The 19,521-nt window shown below is 52.5% G+C and carries 22 protein-coding genes; 2 read left to right on the forward strand and 20 right to left on the reverse strand.

Annotated features, from left to right (window positions below; all coding sequences use genetic code 11):
- Positions 1-152: 152 nt before the first annotated feature.
- The 15 genes from B5E42_RS17690 to B5E42_RS19250 all read right to left on the reverse strand — a co-directional run bounded on the left by B5E42_RS17690 (position 153) and on the right by B5E42_RS19250 (position 12,651).
- Positions 153-1,247 (reverse strand): SPASM domain-containing protein, encoded by a 1,095-nt coding sequence (locus tag B5E42_RS17690; protein ID WP_087242080.1) that lies wholly within the window; start codon positions 1,245-1,247, stop codon positions 153-155.
- Positions 1,247-1,645, reverse strand: a complete 399-nt coding sequence (locus tag B5E42_RS17695; RefSeq protein ID WP_087242082.1) for a hypothetical protein — start codon at positions 1,643-1,645, stop codon at positions 1,247-1,249. Before B5E42_RS17695 ends, B5E42_RS17690 begins: the two co-directional genes overlap by 1 nt.
- Complete coding sequence (locus B5E42_RS19035) at positions 1,635-2,006, reverse strand: hypothetical protein (protein WP_141242570.1); 372 nt, start codon at positions 2,004-2,006, stop codon at positions 1,635-1,637. The genes B5E42_RS17695 and B5E42_RS19035 overlap by 11 nt, the downstream gene beginning before the upstream one ends.
- Entirely contained in the window at positions 1,999-4,278 is a 2,280-nt protein-coding gene (locus B5E42_RS19040; RefSeq protein ID WP_141242571.1) for an ATP-binding protein, read from the reverse strand. The genes B5E42_RS19035 and B5E42_RS19040 overlap by 8 nt, the downstream gene beginning before the upstream one ends.
- A 523-nt stretch (positions 4,279-4,801) precedes the next feature.
- Positions 4,802-6,388: a site-specific integrase gene (locus B5E42_RS17705; RefSeq protein WP_087242086.1), complete on the reverse strand. Its 1,587-nt coding sequence runs from the start codon at positions 6,386-6,388 to the stop codon at positions 4,802-4,804.
- Positions 6,381-7,589: a site-specific integrase gene (locus tag B5E42_RS17710; RefSeq protein WP_087242088.1), complete on the reverse strand. Its 1,209-nt coding sequence runs from the start codon at positions 7,587-7,589 to the stop codon at positions 6,381-6,383. The genes B5E42_RS17705 and B5E42_RS17710 overlap by 8 nt, the downstream gene beginning before the upstream one ends.
- 3 nt (positions 7,590-7,592) lie before the next feature.
- Positions 7,593-7,895: a DUF6809 family protein gene (locus tag B5E42_RS17715; protein WP_087242090.1), complete on the reverse strand. Its 303-nt coding sequence runs from the start codon at positions 7,893-7,895 to the stop codon at positions 7,593-7,595.
- A 215-nt stretch (positions 7,896-8,110) separates the two neighbouring features.
- A complete protein-coding gene (locus tag B5E42_RS17720) occupies positions 8,111-8,446 on the reverse strand; it encodes a type II toxin-antitoxin system RelE/ParE family toxin (RefSeq protein WP_087242092.1) in 336 nt (111 codons plus the stop codon).
- Positions 8,439-8,693 (reverse strand): type II toxin-antitoxin system prevent-host-death family antitoxin, encoded by a 255-nt coding sequence (locus tag B5E42_RS17725; RefSeq protein ID WP_009260451.1) that lies wholly within the window; start codon positions 8,691-8,693, stop codon positions 8,439-8,441. Before B5E42_RS17725 ends, B5E42_RS17720 begins: the two co-directional genes overlap by 8 nt.
- Before the next feature lie 87 nt (positions 8,694-8,780).
- A complete protein-coding gene (mobP3, locus tag B5E42_RS17730) occupies positions 8,781-10,586 on the reverse strand; it encodes a MobP3 family relaxase (protein WP_087242094.1) in 1,806 nt (601 codons plus the stop codon).
- A complete protein-coding gene (locus B5E42_RS17735; protein WP_227604187.1) occupies positions 10,586-10,993 on the reverse strand; it encodes a hypothetical protein in 408 nt (135 codons plus the stop codon). Before B5E42_RS17735 ends, mobP3 begins: the two co-directional genes overlap by 1 nt.
- Before the next feature lie 424 nt (positions 10,994-11,417).
- A complete protein-coding gene (locus B5E42_RS17740) occupies positions 11,418-11,801 on the reverse strand; it encodes a hypothetical protein (RefSeq protein ID WP_242967226.1) in 384 nt (127 codons plus the stop codon).
- The gene (locus B5E42_RS17745) at positions 11,783-12,223 is read right to left on the reverse strand and encodes a helix-turn-helix domain-containing protein (protein WP_087242098.1); all 441 of its coding nucleotides are present in this window, start codon (positions 12,221-12,223) and stop codon (positions 11,783-11,785) included. The genes B5E42_RS17740 and B5E42_RS17745 overlap by 19 nt, the downstream gene beginning before the upstream one ends.
- On the reverse strand, positions 12,220-12,429 hold the full coding sequence (locus tag B5E42_RS17750; protein ID WP_087242100.1) for a helix-turn-helix domain-containing protein: 210 nt from the start codon (positions 12,427-12,429) through the stop codon (positions 12,220-12,222). The genes B5E42_RS17745 and B5E42_RS17750 overlap by 4 nt, the downstream gene beginning before the upstream one ends.
- A gap of 63 nt (positions 12,430-12,492) precedes the next feature.
- A complete protein-coding gene (locus B5E42_RS19250) occupies positions 12,493-12,651 on the reverse strand; it encodes a hypothetical protein (protein WP_162614017.1) in 159 nt (52 codons plus the stop codon).
- Between the two features lie 357 nt (positions 12,652-13,008).
- Between B5E42_RS19250 and B5E42_RS17755 the strand changes: the two genes are divergently transcribed.
- The gene (locus tag B5E42_RS17755; RefSeq protein WP_087235867.1) at positions 13,009-14,247 is read left to right on the forward strand and encodes an IS110 family transposase; all 1,239 of its coding nucleotides are present in this window, start codon (positions 13,009-13,011) and stop codon (positions 14,245-14,247) included.
- 307 nt (positions 14,248-14,554) lie between these two features.
- A complete protein-coding gene (locus B5E42_RS17760) occupies positions 14,555-15,520 on the forward strand; it encodes a DUF6076 domain-containing protein (RefSeq protein ID WP_087242102.1) in 966 nt (321 codons plus the stop codon).
- Between the two features lie 119 nt (positions 15,521-15,639).
- Here the strand turns inward: B5E42_RS17760 and B5E42_RS17765 are convergent, their stop codons facing one another.
- Genes B5E42_RS17765 through B5E42_RS17785 form a run of 5 tightly spaced genes read right to left on the reverse strand, consistent with a single transcriptional unit; the run spans position 15,640 to position 19,513 of the window.
- Positions 15,640-16,020 carry a rhodanese-like domain-containing protein gene (locus B5E42_RS17765; protein WP_087242104.1) on the reverse strand — a complete coding sequence of 127 codons (381 nt, stop codon included), beginning with the start codon at positions 16,018-16,020 and terminating at the stop codon, positions 15,640-15,642.
- On the reverse strand, positions 16,017-16,550 hold the full coding sequence (locus B5E42_RS17770; RefSeq protein ID WP_087242106.1) for a GDSL-type esterase/lipase family protein: 534 nt from the start codon (positions 16,548-16,550) through the stop codon (positions 16,017-16,019). The genes B5E42_RS17765 and B5E42_RS17770 overlap by 4 nt, the downstream gene beginning before the upstream one ends.
- 27 nt (positions 16,551-16,577) lie before the next feature.
- The gene (locus B5E42_RS17775; protein WP_087242126.1) at positions 16,578-18,842 is read right to left on the reverse strand and encodes a DEAD/DEAH box helicase; all 2,265 of its coding nucleotides are present in this window, start codon (positions 18,840-18,842) and stop codon (positions 16,578-16,580) included.
- Positions 18,843-18,847: 5 nt separating this feature from the next.
- A complete protein-coding gene (locus B5E42_RS17780; protein WP_087242108.1) occupies positions 18,848-19,195 on the reverse strand; it encodes a hypothetical protein in 348 nt (115 codons plus the stop codon).
- Positions 19,196-19,513, reverse strand: a complete 318-nt coding sequence (locus B5E42_RS17785) for a nucleoside triphosphate pyrophosphohydrolase (protein ID WP_087242110.1) — start codon at positions 19,511-19,513, stop codon at positions 19,196-19,198.
- Positions 19,514-19,521 lie beyond the last annotated feature (8 nt).

Raw genomic sequence — 19,521 nt, forward strand, 5'->3', positions numbered from 1 at the left:
AAGAGGACGGAAGAGTGCCGGCTGAAGGTTCCGACACACATTTGGGAGCAAGATGCCGGGAGTTCGAGTCTCCCCACTCGGACCACCTCCCCTTGGAGCACGAGCTCCAAGGGGAGGTTTTCTTTGTTTTTTGGTGTAGAATTTGATAGCTATTACAAATACTTCTTTACTTTTCCACAAAGATTTATCTCAAGCCCTAACCCGCAACTTCTGCATACACCTGCATTACAGTTTGAACACATTTCAGATTGTTGTTTCCGAAATTTAGCAAAGCTCTCTGATTCCCATGCTTCTCGTAAAGTGTGTTGTTTCAAATCAACAGAAAAAGTATCGTCTTCTATTCCGAAAGAGCAAGGAAATGCGATACATCTCGAATTAATGTACATAGAAAATCTGGCCGCTTCACAGAATTCAATGGACTCTATTGCAATGCTGGATGCAAATTTGTATATTGCAGGAGATTGGCAAGTATCAAATCCGTATCTCCAACTACTGTCTGCTGATGCAACTAAGCGAAGCAACTCAAGATAATCTGGATCTCCACAATCTATGACATGCTTTCGAGATGCAAGTCCTATTGGCTTATAGAGCAAAAACACTACAGCGTTAATTCCTTTGGGAAATACACCATTTTTCACTCTATAAATCGCTTCTTTTATGCTTTTTTTCGAAAGAACGTAATGGACATTAGTAATACAGCCCGCCTTAACAAAACGTTCCAATGCCGAAATTGTTGAGGGGTTATCTTCATTGCCGTATTTATCAAGTTTAGAATAGTAAGACACCGCTACAGCCCCACAGTATTTTTTTGTTAGTTCAATTTCCTTATCAGTTAGTGCGTAACCACTTGTAGTATAATTTGGAACTATTCTATTCTCTCTTGTGATGTGTAGTATGTCAGGAAAGAATTCATGTTTATTAGGATCTCCTGCACCGCCCAAAGCTATTTGAAATACTCGTCCCTTACATTGATTGATTATTGCGGAATAATCATCGAAATCCATATTTTTCTCGCATGATGATATTCCACGTTGATAGCAATCTACACCAGCGTTGCGACAAAGACCCGTTTTACCCGCATCACATGCACCCATAATACCGATGTCAATTAACTCCGGGAAAGAACGCATAGGGGGTAACTGTCCAGTTTCAATGCCATTATCTAATATGTTACTTCTTATAAGAGTTCCTGTTTCATCATTGAACAGCTCAATAAATCCAAATCGATTGTCCTTGTAGTAAATCATTACCAACCACAGTTCTTTCCATCCATATAGAAATCTTTTTCGTCAATTACAAAAGAATCTGTTGTCATGAAAGAAGTCAAGTAATCGTCATCAGAATTGGTGTGACCGATATAAGTGTGATAGCCCTTTTTCGACATCTTTTTGAACTTTTCAGCACTCTCTTTCCCGAAAATCTTTAGAATATTTTCATAATTGATTTGATCAACCTCAAACCAACGAACTCCAGATTTTGTTGCACTAACGATATCATCAACCAGAGAAAATGCAGCAGCGCTTATGCTTGAGCCCTTTCTAAAGCCGAGCTTTTCGAGCAAATAATCACTACTCAATTCTTCTTTACTAATAATCATAAAGTTCGTGGAAGAACTATTTGTTACAAACCCATCTCTAATTATCATCGATATACGCTCCCATATATTTTCGAAATGTACCTTTTATAGCTTCGTCCTCTAACAAATCAGTTATATGCCCATCGGCTTCAAAAGTAAGTGATTTATGACATAGTAGCAAGGATTTTTTGTCTTTGATTTCGTTGGGAAACAGATTAAATTTTTTCTCTAAAAAGGATTCGAAGTCTGAAAATTCTTTTCGATAGTACAAAAAATACTCAAGATGCAGGTTGATGGCACCTCTGCAGTAATAATCGTAAATTCGTTCCACTATTGACCCTGCATAACTTTTTCTTTTTACTCCAAAAAAATGGCATATACCAATCAGGGACATTCTTGGAGTTTTCTTGAAAAAAACCTCATTATTCATGGTATCCCTCCGATTTCAACATGTCCATTAGTATCTGAAGCGCATTTTGATCAGTTGGTTTTGGCGTCATCCAGTCTTTGAATTCACTTACAAGTAATTTTATTGGATTGCAAAGGTCACTTTCCTGAATCTGTTTAAAAAAATCTTCGTTCATGACGAATTCATGGTATTCTTTAAGTGCAAACTCCGTTGGGTCGTACGCTGCCAAGATGGTAACCATAATTTTCAAACTTTCAGATAGCGTTCCATTATTCTTTTTAATAGCGTCAAGCCACTCCTTTAGATTATCGACTCTGCGTTCCTTGTAAGAATGAGAATAATATTTTTCTACTTTGTCATCGAAAAAGTATTTCAGAATTTTTTCAGGGGTCTCATCATTTTCACAACGAAGCAAAATATCGATGGCCAAGTGGATATTTGGCTTAAACCCAGAATATTCGTTCCCTAAAAGGAACCAGAATATCTCCCAGTAATGACTGCAGTCGTTTTCCACACAATGCAGGATGTAGTCAATTTCAAACGAAGCAATATTGTCACCTTCAGAAAAAACCAATGAAAAGCCAAAATTATTAAATGTTCTTTGTCTGTACAGGTCACGTTTCTCCCAATCTAAGATACTCTGTACATCTGATTCACCAAATGTTTTTAGAATCTTTTCACACAAATCGGTCCTCGCAGTCATCCTAAAATGATGATATGCATATTTGACCATTCCCTCAACAGGTGATAACCTTTGCTCGAAGAGTTTTGTCACATTTGAAAAGAATGCTACATATTTCGAGGAAGATTTGCTCTCATCTAAGGTTAAAAGATATCTTGCCAAGCAAAAATCTCGTAACTCATCAAAGACAAAGTAGACATACTCTTCTTCGTGCTCGGTAATACCTGTTCCAGCATGAACAGAGCGACTGATTATCAAATTGTTATCCAACAAATTTCTCAAAGAGTCCAGTTCATCAAATGATAAGTGCAATTCTTCTATTGGAATTTGATCAAACTGAAATTCGGCAAACATATATCGAGCAATACTATTAACAACCGCACTTAGATCAACTCCCATATTCTCAGAAGCAATTTTATCAAAATAGAGCTTATATATTTCTGCGTTTCGAAACTCCAGCATACATTCATCACGGCTGCTGTTTACTTCAAAGAAAATACGAGTCAAAAACAAGGAATTCCTTAGTTTCTCCCGTGTTTCAAGGGAAAACGGTCCACGGACGTTAAAATACTCCATGTATGCCTTTATCATCTTCATAGTTGCTCGCTCATCATACTCTGCTTCCTGCAAATTAAAAATGTAAGGCACCTCTTCACCAGCAGAAAACAGAGCCTTATAACGAGAATCAAAGTATTCACGTCTGCAAGTCAAAAGTATTCGAATACGGCCATATTTTGAAAATGTTTCGAGCAGTGTTGCAATGCTATTTGTAAAAACCTCCCGATCATTTTCATTAATTGCATCGATAAATATATAGAAATACTTTCTTTGAAAGAAGAGCATCAGAGATATTAATCTCAAATAAAGCAATGTTATATTTCGTAGTTTAGGAAGGATAGGGAGCTTTTTAGTGATATATTCTGTGCAATCTTCCTTGATATCTCTCGAATTCACAAGTAGGCAGGGCATTTTGTTGGCAACTGCAACTTCAGCCATTCGGCACAAAAGGTTGGTTTTCCCATTACCAGCGCTCCCCACAAGAATCACATTTTTCTGACTCATTATAGTACATAAATCTTGCAAATGCTTAACAGCATAGACATGTTTATATGTACTATTAGTAATTGCCCAGACGACCTCTCCATGTTCAGCATGTAACTCTTTGCTTTCTTTTCTTAACATCTCAAGTTCGTCATGCATGACAGACAGTGCAGAGTTTAGCTGTGAAAATGGCGCAAAGTAAGATAGGGTATATTTTATGCCAGATCCGAGCAATTGCTTTAGTCGTTTCCCTTCGTATCCATGAAACAGATGATTGTATTGCCTAATAATACGATGCTTCCATCTATACGAAAATATGAAATAGCGTAGGTACTCCATTGAATTGTTTAATTCAATGTATATTGACGGAAGATATTTTCCATCTTTTTGAAACCGCTGAATTTGTGCTTTAGTTGCTTTATTTACTCTATTAGTAAATGTAAGAACACAAAAAGCAAATGCAAGTACCAAAGCCCCTGTAACAATAAGTCCCCAAGCAGTTTGCACTGTACCTATACCGTCTATGATGTTTTTTAATTCAGTACAGCCACTAACAGTCTTTTCTTTCATAGATAACACCTTCGCTCAATGCCAAATGTTTCAATTGGTAAAAAAGCCGCATGGAGATCCCACACGGCTGATTTGATACCTGCTATCTGCAATTAATTATATACTAAATATCGTGCCAATTCAACAGATAGTATTATCGCTAATGTAGTTTTGGCCAGGCCATCGGTGTGCGGAACAAAATTACGATCAATCTCACCACTAAAAATGAATAGGCTAATGACATGGGAGGGTTGTAAAAATTTTGAAACCCGCCCATGCTTGTCTATATGGTGATGACACGGTGCCTCGAAGGCAGTGGAGACTTCGGAAATTTCGCTGAGGGATATACCGGTGGCCTTTGTGTACATCTTCAAGGGCACATCCAAGATCAGCATCTTCAGATTTGTCAGAACGTATTCTTCAAAGGGGTTGTCGAGCAAAGATATATAGATACCACCGAACCAAGTTCTCACCAGCCACCGTGTCCTACTCTACTTCACCGTCTCTCCGACTGTGCTTAGATAGTTTCTCTGCAATCGCCAAGTCATTTTATCTCGCCCACTACTAACATCCCCCTGATCATCTCATACCATTTTGCCGCCGTATGCCGGGTCACCCCGGAACCCCGGGCGATCACGCTGTAATTTGTCTCGTCCGGATGGAACTTCATATACGTCCAGATCTTCTTCTGTGTTTTGGTGAGCTTGTCCGGCGGGGTGACGCCCCGTGCTTGGTTCCGCAGAGCCTGCCGCTCCGCGTTCATCCGCTGAATCAGCGCCTTCAGCTTCGCCTCACACTCGTCCCGGGTGTGGGCGTAGACGCATTTGGAATGCTTGGTGCCGTCCGGCCAGGTGGGGGAGTAGCGGCCCTCAAACAGGTGGTCGTTGATCTGTGTGATGCACCCGATTCCGGGCTTCCGGGTCTTTCTCAGCACCGGCTGGAAGTCTGCGGCCGGGTTTTGCTCTGCCTGAACGGATTCCTCCCGCACCTCGTTGCCCAGCCCCCGGTCGATCTTGGCCGCCGCCTCGGTCTGCATATCCCCGGTGACGTGGGTGTAGATGTCCAGGGTAGTGGCCGCCGACACATGGCCCAGCATGGCGGAGAGGGTCTTCACATCCATGCCGTTTTCCAGGGATAATGTGGCAAAAGTATGCCGTAAATCATGAAATCTGATTCTCTTACACCCGGCCCGCTCCAGAATGATCTGGAGCCGTCGGCGCACCGCTCCCGGCGTCATGGGCATATTCTCTTTGACCGGGGAGGGAAACATCCATCTGGAGTCCACCATTTCCCGGTACTGCCACAGCACCTCCACCACGCCGGGCGGCAGGACCAGCCTGCGGATGGAGGCGCGGGTCTTCGGGACGCTCACCTGGAGCTGTCCCCTCACCTCGTAGACCTGCTTGTTCACGGTCAGGGTCCCGGTCTTGAAGTCCAGGTCGTCCCACTGGAGGGCCAGCAGTTCGCCCCGCCGCAGGCCGGTGCATAAGTCCAGAAGGAACAACTCGTAGTAGCCCTCCGCTTGGGCCTGGATGAGAAACCGCTGGAGCTCCTCCCGGCCCAGAACCTGCATTTCCCTGCCCCGCTTGGGCGGCAGCTTGCAGCCCACCGCCGGGTTGGTGCGGATCAGTTCCTCCTGCACCGCCTTTTCCAGAGCGGACCGGCAGGCGGCGTGGAGGCCGCGCACCATGGAGTCGGACAGCCCCTTGCCGAACTGCTCCGTGCGAATGAGCCGCCCGCCCGTTTTCATCCGGGCATAGAACTGTTGGAGGTCCTTCTGAGCCAGCTGGTTCAGGGGGATCTTCCCCAGCTCCGGGATGATGTGCTGATAGATCTTCGCCTCGTAGTTGGCCTGGGTGGTGGGGCGAATCTGGGGCTTGACGTAGTTCTGATACCAGAAGTCCAGCCACTCCCCGAAGGGCATCTCCGGCCGGACCTTCTCCGTCCTGGGACCGGTCACCGTCTCCCGGAGCTGCTTCAGCTTTTCCTGGCACTCCCGTTTCGTCTTGGCCAGGACGTTTTTTGTCCTGGGCAGGCCCTTCTCGTCGTAGCCGATGACCACCCGGCCCTCCCAGCGGCCGTCCTTGCGCTGGCGGACGGAACCCTCGCCCTTTTTCCGGCGCTTAGCCATGGCATGCACCTCCTTCCGGCATGTGTTTCTGCCACGGTTTCAGGTCCTGCCCCAGGAGATCTTCCAGAAAGCCGCCCACGATATGGCTGGCTTCCTGCTGCATGTCCGGCGTCACATGGGTGTAGGTGTCCAGGGTGAAGCTGGCGTTGGTGTGGCCCAGAATGCCGGACAGGGTCTTGGCGTCCACGCCGCTGGTGAGGGCATGGGTGGCAAAGGTATGCCTTAAATCGTGGAATCGGATCGCAGGCAAGCCCGCCTCTCTTAAGATCCGCTTCATCCAGTAGTAGGCGGCGCTGGGGCGCACCGGTTTCTCCGGAGCCAGAGGTTCCGGGAAGATCCACTGACTGATGGCGTGCTGTTTCCGCTCCCGCAGACGCTGGACGGTGCTGGGCGGCAGGCGGATGGTCCGCCGGCCCTGGCTGGTCTTTGTCTCACCGATCTCCAGCTCTCCGGCCTTGGGGACATTCACGGACCGAAGAATCTTCAGCGTCCCGGCCTTCTCATCGAAGTCCTGCCACATGAGGCCGCAGATCTCGCCCCGGCGCAGGCCGGTGGTCAGCTCCGTGTAGAAGAAGTCCCGCCAGATCTCGTTGCGGTCCACCGCCGCCAGGAAGATGTCCATCTGCTCCTTCGTGAGGATATGCTTGGGACGATGGTTGGCCTTGGGCACCACGGCCCCGTCGGTGGGGTTCCGGGCGATCACATGGGCCGCCTCCGCATCTTTCAGGCACCGGTGGAGCATGGCGTGGATGCGGAGCACCATGGTGTCCGACAGTTCGTGCCCGTGCTCCGGGTGCTCACGGACCCGGCCCTCGTGTTTCAGCTTTCGGTACAGCTTCTGGATGTCCATGCGGGTCACCCGGGAGACGATTTTATCCCCCAGATAGGGCTTGATGTAGCACCGGATGAACTGCTCGTAGCTGCGCAGGGTGTTGGGCCGCAGGGTGGCGGCGCCGTAGTCCTCCATCCACCGGTCCAGCCATTCACCCAGGGTCATGCGGCTGTCCTCGGTGAGCTCCACATCCTGAAAGGCCTCCAGGTCCCGGTGGAGCTTGTCCAGCAGTTCCTTCTGGGTCTTTGCCAGGACATACCGGAAGATGGGCTCGCCGTTTTGCTTGTGTCCCACCACGATGCGGCCCTCCCAGCGGCCGTCCTCCCGCTTTCGGACCATGCCGTCGCCGGACGGCCTGCGTTTTGCCATGGGCTATTCCTCCTTGTTTGGGTCGAGCAGACTGCCGTCATCCTCGTCCAGGGCCTCCAGGAGCATGCGAACCCCCAGGCGGAAACCCAGGATGAAGTTCTCCAGGGCCATGGTGCTGCCGATCTCATTCTCCGCGTTGATGAGCCGGAGCAGCAGTGCTTTTTCTTTGTCTTCCAGCAGAGCGGTGAGCTTTTCCTCGCACTCCGCTGACAGTTCCATGGCCTTTTTTAGTGCAGTCCCCGATTTGACGATCTGATCATTGGGGGTGATGTTTCCAAAGTACAGATTTTCCAGTGTGTCGCGCATGTGTGCCGCCTCCTTTGTCAGCAACACACAATACCCGAACTTCCTCCAAATAGCCACCCCCAACCGCAACTATTTTCAGAAAGTTATCATCTGCGGGCAGGATTTTATCTTTGTATTGCGGTCCAGATTTTGATATGCCTGCCATAGAAAAACCGCCTGCATCTCTGCAGACGGTTCCGGTGACAAATCGTTTCTCCCTATGAAGAAGATTGTCTCTATTCGTTTGTTTCGTCGTCCTGCACATCTCCAAAGAGGATGCGAAGATAATCCCGGCGGCCGTAGAGCACACGATCCACATAGACATCGTTGTCAAGAACTCGGTAAAAAGTGAGGTAACTGCCGGTCACCAGGAAACGATAGTCACTCTCGACATCGGCAATCGAGGACAGGGACGTGCCAATCAGACTGTGCTCCCGCAATCTGCGGATGTCCTTTGTGATGTTCCGTACCGTGGAGATCGCTGCGCTGGGATTTTCCAAATTCTTTGCGATATAGGACTTGATCCCGGCCAAATCAGCCTGCGCCTCGTCGGATAAATGCAGGTTATTCATCTGCGATTCCGAGATGTTTTTCTACGGCCTCCAGCGTCAACCAGCCCTTTTCCTCCCCGGACTTGCGGCCCTTGGCCAGCTCGTTCATCAGCCGGAGGGTGGCCTGTGTCCGCTCATAGTCCTGCATGTCCACGATGGCGTAGCGGCCCCGGCCATTCTTCGTCAGAAAAACCGGAGCGCCAACTGCCACGTCATGCAGGACCTCCGTGTAATTACGCAGATCAGAGATGGGTTTGATGTTCGGCATGGTATTCAGCCCCTTTCTTGCCCTTAGTATACCTCGATCTGCTGTAAAATTCAACGGCATTTTTTACTGCGGTTTCGTTGGCGATTGCTACCACCCCATGGTCATGCCGCCCATGTCCTGCCGGGGAGTTTCCTCATGGTCATCCGGCTTGTGGCCCATGGCGATCTTCTTTTCCTGGATTTTCCGCCGCAGCTTTCGGTCCACCCGCTGTCCCACGGGGGCGGCAGGAGGCACCGAGTTGTCACGAAAGATCTGACTCAAATGATGGAGCAGCCGGGTTGCCGACAGGAACACATTGGGCCTGCGCGCCTGATCGAAGTGCTTCAGAAAGAAGGCGGCGTACTCGTTTCCCTGTTCCGCCGATTCATAGAAATAACCCCAGGCCTGCTCCCGGTCCTGTTTGACATCCTGGCCGGTGAGGTACAGCTTTCCCAGAGTGTACTGGGCGTACTGGTTGCCCTGCTGGGCGGACTCGGTGAGGTAGGCCACCGCTTTGGGCACGTCTTTCGGGACATCTTTTCCTTCCAGATACAGTTTTCCCAGGCGGTAGGCGGCGCAGGAGTTCCCCTGCGCCGCCGCTTTTTCATACCAGGATACCACCTCTTCCGTTCGGTTTTGACTTTGCAGAAGTTTTCCCAGCGCATACTGAGCGAAGTCATATCCCGCGTCAGCCGCCCGCCGGAACCACAGCTCCGCCTGCTGGTCATCAGGGAGCACGCCTCGCCCCTCCCGCCAGCATTTGCCCAGCTGGTAGGCCGCCAGGGGGAAACCTCTCTGCCAGAGCTGCTCCAGCACCTGTACCTGCTCCGCTTTTTCACTCTCTGGGTTTTCGTACTCCTCCAGCACCTCCTTGGCACTCTGGTAGGCCTCGGTCATCTGCCAGTCGGAGTCCCAGGCGAAGTACACCGCATCCTGGTCCTCATCCACTTCATCTCTCATGCGGGCGTCCTCGAAGGTAAACGTACCGAGCCGGAGCCGCTCCGCCTCCCCGATGACCATATTCTTGATGGCTTTGAACTCCTTCTGCCGGGAGAGGGGCAGGTGTTCTCTGGGGGCGTCCTTGTAGTAACGTTCCAGCTCGTCCCGAAGCTGATTCCACTGTTCGTAGCACTCCGCCACCTCGGGAACTTTGGCCAGTTCGTCCACGATAGCGTCCACCTGCGCCTTCACCGGCTTTTTCAGGTAGCCGTAGACCTTCTTGCCCTTATGGTCCTCCAGCATTTTGGCCAGCGTCTCCATCTGCTCCGCGATGACCGGACTGTGGCACAAGCCTGTCTCCATCTCCCGAATGAGCCGCCCCATGGCCTCCGTTGCCGCATCCCGCACTTGGCTGTAGGACAGATCTTTTTTCTGGTAGAGAGACAGCAGCTCGTCCCGGAAGATCTCATTGGACAGCTGGGAGCGCATGTTCTCGATACCTTTTTCCGTGAGATACCCCTGCTTGGGGTCTGCCGACCAGACCATCATGTGGATGTGGGGGTGGTGCTTTTCGTCGTGGAAGGCGGCCCGCCATCGGAAGCTGCTGGGCGAAATTTTCATGGCCTGAGCCAGTTCCGTCTGATGGGCCAGCAATAACCTGCGCCAGCTCTCGCTGTTTTCATAGCCCAGCCGGTGGGCGTCCTCCCGTTTCAGAGAGTAGACAAAGGTCCACACCGGCCCGGTGTGCCCGTTGATCTCCTCCATGGTGTTCTCCAGATCGGCAGGACCGTCGGCGGAGAACAGACCGTGAGAGCGGGGACGCTCCGCCATGTATTCCAGGTAGCCGCCGCCGTCATGGGAGGGGGGCGGAGCCTCGATCAGCTCCACACCCTCCCGGGTGGCGATGTACTCGGCGTAGTGTCCGCCGCCGTTTCCCGGCTTGATGTAGCCTGACTTCTGGATCAACCCCGGCATCACTCAGCCTCCTGTTGATAGCGGACAGCGTCCTCGAAACTGATTTCACCGTTGGTTTCCTTCACCTCTTTGACGCACCGGACGCGAGCTTTCCGCAGCTGATCCGGGTCGATCTCTATGTCGGCGGCCAGGATATTCCCCATGAGGTTTTGATCCACCGACAGCTTGAACAGCAGGTGTCCCATCCGTTTACCGAATGCATTCAGCTTGCCTTCCAGCACATCGGCGAGAACCCGGGGCAGGTAAGCATCGGCAGATTCTGCGTCCAGGTAACCGGAGTAGAAACGGATGGCCTTTTCGATAAATTCATTTCTGGTGGAGCAGTTATCTTGCTGGTAGCGCGATTCCACCTCGGTCCAGGCGGATTTACTGAGCCAGACGGAATGTTTCTTATTTTCCTTTTTCAAATTCAAAATCCTCTCCTTATTGCATCAGCGCCGCCCGAAAGCCTGTCACAGCGGGGATTCAGGCGGCTTTTGAGAAAAAACAGCGCCAATCTCAAATCGGGTTAGTCGGAACAGCGCCAACTCCAACCCCTGAAACCGCCCGCACTGCGGGCGGAAGTGACCGCCCAGGCGCCATAAAAGCGCCAGGACTTTCTCCTGCTCCTCGTCGTCGCAAGCTCCACATCCCTCGTTTCCGCCCCGGAGGGGCGAAAACTCACTCGTTCCACTGTTCCGCCTCTCCCCAGCGAACCCGCTCCGCTGGGCTTCGCCGGGGGCCCCATTTTGCCCTCTTCCGAAGCGCCCCCCGAAATCGGGCCAAATCCGCCCCGAAACCGCCGGGAGGGGCAGGGACTCTGCCCTGTCCCCAAAGAGGGCACACAGCGGCTCACAGGCCGTTACACGGGGAGAGTCGCTTGTTGCAGGGAACGGTGTACTGCGGCAGAAAAATCCGGCAGTATTCCTCCGGGCCGGACACCAGATGCCGGCGTATCATCTCGCCGCACTGAAACATCTGGAACACCGCATTTCGATAGCAGGCCTTGATTTCCTCACGGCACTCTCTCGCAAAGATTCTTTGTTCATCTGTCAGGGTTCCACGGCTCTCATCGCAGAGGAACAGGGCCACCCCGTCTTCGTCGATAGACTCCTCGTGCGTACGGTTCCACCTGTTGACAATGTACCGCCGCATGTCTATGGTGCGCCGTGCTGACAGAGACGGGTCCTGCTCGATCATGCAGTCGATCATCTGCATCAGCATCCGGATGCACACTCCGTTCTCTCCAGCGCCGCCATGCGTTGTTCCGCTCTCTGTCGTTCCAGCGCCAGGTCAGCCGCATGGAGCTGCCGCTCATAGAACTGTTCGATGGACATCTGGACGGGCAGGATGTAGTAACGCAGACAGCCGTTGAGGGTGCGGCCGTCCCGAGTGGTGACGGTGGTGCGCTCCGTTCGGATCAGACCACGGTCCTCCAGCTCGGTCACATACTTGCGCACCGTGTTGACGCTCATCCCCACCGCCTCTCCGATAGTCCGGTAGCTGGCCACACACTGGTAGGTCCTCCGATCCTCCCGATGGAGGAGAAACCCGTAGACAGCAATTGCCCCGGCAGACAGTCCCAGGGAGAAGATCTCGTTGGGGAGGGGGAAGTAGTTCTTGATGGGATCCCGCTTGGGCCAGTGCTGTTTTCTCATTTGGCACCTCCCGACTGTCCCTCCGCCCACTGAATGAACTTCTCTTTCGGAACTACCATACGGCTCCCCACCCGCAGCGTGGGGAAGCCGGGGTCATTGAGCAGCTCGTAGGCGGTGGAGATGGACACGCCCAGCACCTGCGCCACCATCCTGGCGTTGAGGAACAGGGGCAGGTCGTCGTAGGATTTGTAGACAGACAGTTTCAATGATTAGTACCTCCGGTGTTTCAAATTCAGAGAAAAAATTCTTGCGTTTCGGAGGTCTCTCTGTTAAACTGGGACACAGATCAGGCTGTGTTTTCCGAAACGCGGCAGGCCGCTGAACTGTTGCAGCAGTTCAGCGGTTTTTTGCAGGGTCTGTCTTTTTCTTTTCTGGTTTTGGCCATGCACCATACCCGTTCCTGCCCTGCGGCCTTGTTTGACCAACACAGCGTTTTCTTCCCCTTGGTACGCTCAATTGTCAGTGCTCTGCGACAACGTCCTGGCGCTGCTTCTCCGGAGAGTATCGTCTCTGGTGATGGGTATTCATTTTTCAACGCCTCATGAAATGCCATCACAGCTGAGAATGAAAATATAGTCTGTGCGTTAACCGAAGGATTTGCTAAACTGAATACAGCAGGCGTAGTCCGGTTGCACCTTGGTGGATTTTCACCCCGTTTGTTCAACGTGGACGAGTTGCCCAAGAGAACAGCAGTATGTTGCGTCACATAAGTGAAGAGCACGAGTAGCAAAGTTCGGATACCCACCCGGGCAATTCCCAGCCTGCATAATTCAGGGAGGGATTTGATGCAAGACATATTGACCTGCGCCATGGGACTGGATATTCATCGTGACGTTATTGTTGCCTGTCTTGCCAAAGGTGAACTGGGCACCGATCCGGAAATCGAGATTCGCTCCTTCAGCACACTTATCCCGGAAATGCGGAAACTGCGGGATTGGGTGTTGGAAGCAGAGTGCCGCTATGTCGCTATGGAGAGCACCGGGATCTACTGGCAGCCTATTTACGAAATGCTGGAGCCATGTTTTGATGGGCAGATCAGCATTCTGGTCGTGAATGCCCGCCACATGAAGAATGTGCCTGGGCGCAAAACGGATATGCGGGACGCGCAATGGATCGCCACATTGCTCCGTGCCGGATTACTAAAGGGAAGTTTTATCCCAGATAAGACCTTCCGGGAACTGCGGCATCTGACCCGGTATCGTAAGAGCATCGTTCGCGACATTACCGCCCAAAAGAATCGCATCGATAAATTTCTGCAAAGCTCCGGTTTCCGCTTCACAGCGTTTCTGTCGGACGCATTTGGCGCTTCCGGGCGAAACATCATCCGTCATCTCATGGAATACGGAAATATTTCGCGGGAAGCTCTGGATCGGTGTCTGAAAACACAGACCCGGAAACGTATCGACGAAATACTGATTGCCTTGAACGGTTCGCTCTCGGAGCACCAGCGCGGCTTTCTTCGCATGATATTTGGGCACTTGGAAGCACTTGAACAGCACCGGCATACTGTGGAGGACGCTATTACGAAAGAGATCATAAAGCACGAAGAGGCATTGAGCCTCCTGTGCTCCATACCGGGTATTGATGTAACTGCGGCAGCAGCCATTATCGCGGAGATTGGTACCGATATGAGTGCCTTTCCGGATTCCCAGCATATATGCTCCTGGGCCGGTTTGAGTCCCGGTAACAACGAGAGTGCCGGAAAACGCAAGAGTGCTCACATTAACAAAGGTAATCCGTATCTGAAGAGTATGCTCTGTGAGGTGGGATGGGTCATCTCCGGAAAACGAAGCTTGTACCTCTCCGGTTGGTACTGGAGGATAAAACAGCGGAAGGGCGCTAAACGTGCAACGATTGCTTTGGCTCGCAAACTGCTGGCGCTGATTTACACGATGTTGAAGACAGGTTCTCCATACAACGAAGACTGTTTTGAGATCCGCAGAAAACAAAGTGAGCGCAAACGGGCCAGCCGTATGGTGAACGAACTGCAAAAGCTGGGGTACTTTGTGGTGGCACCAGGCTGATTCCCACTGTACCATACTTCGGCCGGCGACAGGTTTTGGCCTGCCGCTTTTTGTGCTGCGATGGTTTTTCATGAGGCGTTGAAAGCCTGTTTGTCAAGGTTCACGCCCTCGCTACTTATTTTCGTAGCAAGGTGCCGTTCCGAATGTTTGGGACCAGTTTCCCGTTGACAATCGGATTTGCGGGTGTTAGACTATTGTAAGATTATTTTGACAGTTCCCTGTGAGAGTATTGTAGCATGTGAACCTACCCCCTTGTCAAGACTATTTTATAAATTTTTTACGATTGTCTATTTTGGAGGGCGCCGACATGTGGTATGCCAAGATGTACTTCTCTGAGAAAAAAGAGGTTTTCCAATTTGATAGCCACGGGGTCCAGGGCGTTCCCTCGACCTACAAGGAACTCCCGTTCCTGGAGAGCCTGCTGTCTTTTCTGGAGACCGACTGTAAGGAGCTGGAGCCCCTGCTGCAGCGGGCTTATGAGAATTGGTCCCTTCTGATCGACAGGGATGATAGAGATGCTGGGGTCCGTACCTTGATGGACCTGGGTGACCTTGGGAGCCGGCACATCTACCTGAATCTTCTGTATGTGCGCTGGTTTGAGCGGTTTGGACGCATGGGGATCACCCAGGACCGGGGAAGCAGGGAGGATCAGCAGATGCTGGAGGAGCTGCAGGGCATCCCGGAACAGCTCCCGCTTTATCAGCAGCAGGTACAGCGTTTCTTTGATCTCGTTCTGGATGTGGACAAGGCGGGGCGGGATCCCCAGCAGCAGGCATCGGCACACTATCTCTACGATGCCCCCAAGGACCCGTCTCTGTTCTCCTTCCGGCCCATCCCCCTCAGCTTTGAACCGGTGGAGCCGGGCCGGTGCTCGCCGGTCCTGTATCCCCTCCACATTTCGGACATGATCGACTACTCCCTGCGCAGCTGCGTGGAGCGTGGGATCACTGTCCGGCGGTGCAAGAACTGCGGACGGTGGTTCCCACAGACCGGCCGGGTCAGCGCGGAGTACTGTGAGCGCCCGGCGGCCTCCGGCCAGCAGACCTGCCGGGAGGCCGGGGCCTTCCAGCAGTGGACCAAGAAACAGTCTGACGATCCGGTGTTCAAGGCCTACCGCAAGGAGTACAAGAAACGCTTTGCCTGGATCAAGGCTGGCCGCATCACCGACGAGCAGTTCTACGCCTGGAGCGAACAGGCCAGAGAGATGAAAAAGAAATGCGACCGGGAGGTCATCACCCTGGACGAGTTCAAAGACTGGCTGGGGAAGCCGTGAGGACGAATCGTCAGAAAATGAACAACGGGACGCGCCAAAAGGCGCGTCCCGTGTATTCTTTGTATCGGCGATGCAGTTTTTGCAAGGGCCACATGTGCTTAGGCTCCCTATTTCCGGGGCTATGACTCCGTCTCATAGGGCCAGGTGTTGATGCCGCCGAATTCGTAGATGTTGGTGTAGCCCAGTTCCGCCAGGGCAGAGGATGCCGTCTTGCTGCGGTTCCCGCTGCGGCAGTAGACCAGAACGGTGGAATCCTTTTCGGGGATCACCTCAGCGGCAGTATCCTCGTCGATGCTCCCCACCGGCAGCAGGACCGCGCTGGGGATGTGGCCGCTGTCATACTCGTCCTGCTCCCGCACATCCAGGATGATGACCTCCTGGGTGTCCATCATCTCTTTGGCCTCCTCCTGAGTGATCTGCTGGTAGCCGTCCGAGGTATTTCCTCCGCATCCGGTCAGCAGCAATAGGGATAACAGCAAAGAGGGGAATATTCGTTTCATTTGAGTACCTCCAGAAGTCCGGCGGCAAAGGCTCTGTGCCCCTGCTCCGTAAAATGGACGCCGTCGTAGGCCAAGGGGATATCCCATTTCCCGGCGTCGGCAAAGCGGATGCCCAACTGCTCCGTCAAGGTCTGACAGAGCCGGGCAAAGGTCCGGGAATCGTCAATGAGCTGCTGACTGGGAACCCACGCGCCCCATTTCACCGGCGGCGGAGCGATCACCAGGATCTTGCTTCGATCCAAGGAGATGCCAGAGAGGAACTGCTCCAGCCTCTCAGCGGCCTGTTCCGGGCTTCTGCTTTGGAGCAGGTCGTTGGTGCCCAGCATGACGATCAGCAGATCGGTATCAGCAGGAAAGTTAGGGGCCGTTGAGGGAATCTCCCGGCCGTTCTCCCCCAGGTTACGGACGGTCCAGCCGGTTTTCTCGGCCAGGATATCCACCCACTGGCTGTCCGCAGCGTAGCGGCCACCCAGATAGGAGCGGGGGTCATAGCCGTATGTGTTGGAATCGCCGAAGCAGATGACATTCATCGCCCATTTTTCCTTTCTCTGTTGATATTACCTGAACCGCCGGTAATATTCTTCCAGCTTCTCATCGCAAATCCGCTCGATCTTCTGCTTCTCCTCGCGGGTCAGCTTCTTCCAGATGGACTCGTCCACCTGAATCACGCCCAGGGTCTTGGTGTGGTGGAGCATCTGCATATCCTCAAACCGCTTGAAAGGGTTGGACAGGATATTCCGCTGAGCTTGGGCATCTGTATAGCCACCCTTGGCGTAAATGCTGTTGGCCTTTTCCACCACCAGCCCAGCTGCTCGGCGGGACTCGTAGAACTCCCGGAAGTAGGTGACAATGTCGCTGAGCTTTACCCGGCCCTTGTCGTCGGCAAACTGGAGCACCGCTTTCAACAGTACCGGTTTGTAGGAATAGCTCATATCCATCTGCCGCACCATGTCCAGAAACAGATCCTTGCGGTTGGAGTCGTCGATCAGCGTCCAACCAAACTGCTGGGCATACTTCTGGAGTGTCTCCTCTTTGAAGTATTTGAAGGTCCGGTGATCACTCATGGGCACCACCAGATCCGGTATCAGCAGGCCATCCCGGACATACCGCTCAATGGTCTCCGTCTGCACATCTACCCGACGGACGAACTCCATCTGGGAGATCATCCCGGCAGCTTCTTCCTGCCAGTTAAAAATATCCACCAGCTCGTAGTCCAAAGCGTCCACCGGCCAGTCGATGAGGGCATCCGGGCGCTCACCCTTGTCATAAAGCCCCTGTTCGGCGGTTTTCTGCTGTTTGGTGCCCAGCACCAGAGCACCGGGCTTGTACTCTTTCAGCCGGAATAGACGGTGCATGGTGTAGGGCATGTTGTATTGGCTGGCGTTGTCCACGAAGTCAAACACCATCAGGCTCTCCTTGCCGGGAGACAGCCGCATGCCACGGCCCAGTTGCTGGGTATAGAGCACCTTGGACATGGTGGGCCGGGCCATGAACAGCACCTCGGTGGCCGGGCAGTCCCAGCCCTCGTTGAGCAGGTCACAGGCGCACAGCACCTTGGTCTCGCCCTTCTCAAACCGGGCCAGCACCTCCCGGCGGTCGCTGGCCTTGATCTCTCCGGACACGGCCTCAGCGAATACGCCGGCGTCGTGGAGCCGCCCGGCGATCTCCTGGGCGTGCTTGACGGAGGCACAGAAGATGACGGTCCGCTTGTCCTTCACATACTGGAGCCAGGTGTCCACGATGAGCTGGTTGCGCTCCGGCACATAGATCTTGCTCTCCAGATCCCGGATGTTATATTGGACGCTGTTGAACCGCACTTTGGTCAGGTCGATGTTGGTGTGGATGCGGATGCACCGCACCGGCACCAGCTCGCCGATCTCCACAGCGGTCTGGATGTCCAGCTTGTGGGCGGTGTTTTTGAAAATATCCAGGATGTTTTGGTCGTCGGCCCGCTCCGGTGTGGCGGTCAGGCCCAGGGTAAATTCCGGCGTGAAGTAGGACAGGACCTTCTGGTATGTATCGGCGGAGGCGTGGTGGGCCTCGTCCACGATGATGTAGCCGAAGTCATCCGGTTTGAACCGCTCCAGGTTCAGCGCCACGCTCTGGATGCTGCCGCACACCACAAAGGCGTTGCCCTGCTTCATACTCTCCACATAGCGGCCCACCGTGGCCCGGGGCCACAGCTCCCGGAAGGTCTTGGTGGCCTGATCCACCAGCTCCACCGTGTGAGCCAGAAACAGCGTACGCTTGCCAAAGCGCTTAGCGTCCATGACGGCGGTCACCGTCTTGCCGGTACCGGTGGCGTGATAGAGCAGGGCGATGGTCTCGAAGTTGCAGCGCATCTCCTCCAGAGCCGCCAGGGCCTGCTTCTGGTGTTCCTTCAGTTCCAGTTTGGAACCGTCCAGGGACTTGCCCCGCTGGGTGGGGAGATAGTCCTCAATTTCCTTGAAGTTGGGATGTTGGCCCAGGAATACCCGCAGCTCGTCCTTGACGGTCTCCGGTTGCTGCTGCATCTGCCGCACCGCCCAGCGGTACACATCCCAACCCAGGTAGATCATGCTGTTCTGCTTGAGCAGGTCGTCGTAAAAATTGTTCTGGGAGACCAGCTTGGGGTTGTGAGAGGCTTCGTCATCGATCTCGATGGCCACCTTCCGCCCGCCGTTTTCAATTAGGAAGTCGGCAAACCGGCTGTTCTGGTAGATATCAGAGAAGGGATACTGGGAGTAGAGATAGCCGGCCTTTTCGGCGCCAAAAGTGTCGGAGAACAGCTCGATGAACAAATCCTCGGCACTGCTGCCAGAGACGGAGCGGTAGGTTGGCATGGAGATCACCTCGGTTTCCTGTTAAGATATGTGTCTGTAATCCTCCCGAGATCCGCTAATCGGGATTCAATGGTACCTTTGCTCCTGCCATGCTCCTTGGCGATTGCAGAAGTCGTCATTCCTGAGTCAAATTCATCCAGTAGTTTTTCTTCCTCAATATCCGTCCATGGTTTTCCGGCATTTCGGGGTAGGTTTTTCTTTTTGGGCGAAGGAATCACATTCAAAAGTTCATGAAAAGCTCGGATCATTTCAGGCTGATTGCATACATGGTTTTGTGGTAAAAGTTCTCCAGTGAATGGATCAATGCCGTCAGCCAAAGCAGATAATAGCTCTTTTGCTCTTACAATATCCATTTAGCAATCCTCCTTTACTCCCTTCAGCAGGATCTTCTTCTCGAATCCGCCCCGTTTGGCAGCCTTGTCCGCCCGCACCTGCTCCAATTCTTCCAGCGTCCAGCCGCGGGCCTTTACGACAGCCTGCATGACCTCCAGAAGGTCGGCGAGCTCTTCCAGAGATTTGCTCTCCTGGTACTCAGCAAGTTCTTCGTTCAGCTTTTGGTCCAAAAGATATATGTAGTCCTTGTCAGAAAGTGTTTCACAGATACAGATTTTCCCGTCTGCTTTAATGATCTCTGGGATTTGATCACGAACGAGCTTATGGTATTGTTTCATGTCGCAAC

It is taken from the genome of Flavonifractor sp. An10, from assembly GCF_002161215.1.
GTDB classification, from domain to species: domain Bacteria; phylum Bacillota; class Clostridia; order Oscillospirales; family Oscillospiraceae; genus Flavonifractor; species Flavonifractor avistercoris.